The sequence below is a fragment of the Asaia sp. SF2.1 genome (assembly GCF_000505765.1).
Taxonomy (GTDB): domain Bacteria; phylum Pseudomonadota; class Alphaproteobacteria; order Acetobacterales; family Acetobacteraceae; genus Asaia; species Asaia bogorensis.
In genome coordinates, this window is record NZ_AYXS01000011.1 from 38,929 (window position 1) to 40,286 (window position 1,358).

2 protein-coding genes are annotated in these 1,358 nt (G+C 60.8%); both read left to right on the top strand.

The window, feature by feature from the left end; translation table 11 throughout:
* Positions 1 to 246 precede the first annotated feature (246 nt).
* The gene (locus tag P792_RS26360; RefSeq protein ID WP_023978317.1) at positions 247 to 681 is read left to right on the top strand and encodes a hypothetical protein; all 435 of its coding nucleotides are present in this window, start codon (positions 247 to 249) and stop codon (positions 679 to 681) included.
* Between the two features lie 55 nt (positions 682 to 736).
* Positions 737 to 1,177 carry a hypothetical protein gene (locus tag P792_RS26365; protein ID WP_031240483.1) on the top strand — a complete coding sequence of 147 codons (441 nt, stop codon included), beginning with the start codon at positions 737 to 739 and terminating at the stop codon, positions 1,175 to 1,177.
* Positions 1,178 to 1,358: the final 181 nt, after the last annotated feature.

The window sequence follows — 1,358 nt, forward strand, 5'->3', positions numbered from 1 at the left end:
CACATTGTCGTGCGGGATCATCGAGCCGCATGACAATGCGGCGTTGGATCCAGCCGGGTCATTGAGCGCCCATGTGGTTCCGGCTGCCGTGATCTTTTCACTGCGGTTTGGCAAGTGTGTTCGGCAGGTCTCCTCGCTGGTTCCTATGGACCGCCGCGTTGAGGAGCGCGACTTGTCACGGCGCCGGAAATAAGCCGAACCCGTCTCCTTGGCTTTCGTTCACGACGCTGAGAGGGAGGGAAGAGCGTGGAACGTCTCGATCAGGGGAATGACGCTTCGGTGGTCAGGGCGCTTCCAAAGCAGGAACTGCTCGATTCAGTTCAGGCAGCAGCCCATCTTGGGCTCACGCATGGTCTGTTCAGAACGTTGCATTTCTTCCGCTGTGGCCCGGGTGTGCTGACAATCCGCTCCAAGCGCCTCTATCGACGCAGTGAACTGGACAGGCTGCGAGAGCAATGGTGCGTATCCGTTCTGGTCCGCGCCGAGGACAGGCTGAGCCCCGCCGCCGACATGGAGGACAGCCATGCCCCCCGGTCACCTTACACTTCCCGCCCTCTGCCCTATCGGCTCGATCCCCTGATGCGCATGCTGGCGCTGCGCGCCATACGGCATCAGATCGTTATTTCAACGTTCTGGGTGATGGGGATCATTGGTGGGGCAATCTGCCTTATCCTCTATTGAACGGTCAGAGGACCGAAAAATCCCGATATTCAACGGTTTTCAAGGACTGATGCTCATGCGCTCCCGTCTGCCTGCCATCACGCTTTACGGCTCCCTTGCCTGCAATGCAGCACTTCTGGCACTTGGCAAGGCCAGAACCGGCAGGGCGGTCAGAGGGGTCAATTGCACCGCTCACTGGTTGAAGGGAGATGATGCCGCCTCGTATGACGAGGTGGATCTGATTCATTCCGGCACCGGTGCCGCCACCAATGTGGCAGCCGTGCTGTTCTGGGCCGTGCTGTACGATCGGGCCCTTGGAAAGCTGCCGGGTCTGCTCAGGGCGCTGTTGGTGACGCTGGCTCTTGGTCCGGTTTCAGCCCTGGTCGATTACAAGGCGACCCCAAAGCGTTTCACCCCCGGCTGGGAACTGGTCTTTTCAAAGCGGGATATGGCGCTGGTCTATGCGGCCATGGTGACGGGCATGGCTTTTGGCGCCACACGCCGCCGTAAGAGCTGAACCCGCGCCCCTCAGAACGTCCCCGCCTCGCCTGCAATCAAGAGGGGGGCGAGAACATGAGGGGGGCGTACCTGCCAAAGGCTTTTGTCAGGCTGTTCCGCCAACTGTCAGCCCGGCCAGTTTCAGTGTGGGCTGACCCACACCCACGGGCACGCCCTGACCTGCCTTGCCACATGTGCCG

What these genes read in the sequence shown, in the direction of transcription:
- P792_RS26365 (WP_031240483.1), top strand. Translation starts at nt 737, where the DNA reads ATGCGCTCCCGTCTGCCTGCCATCACGCTTTACGGCTCCCTTGCCTGC.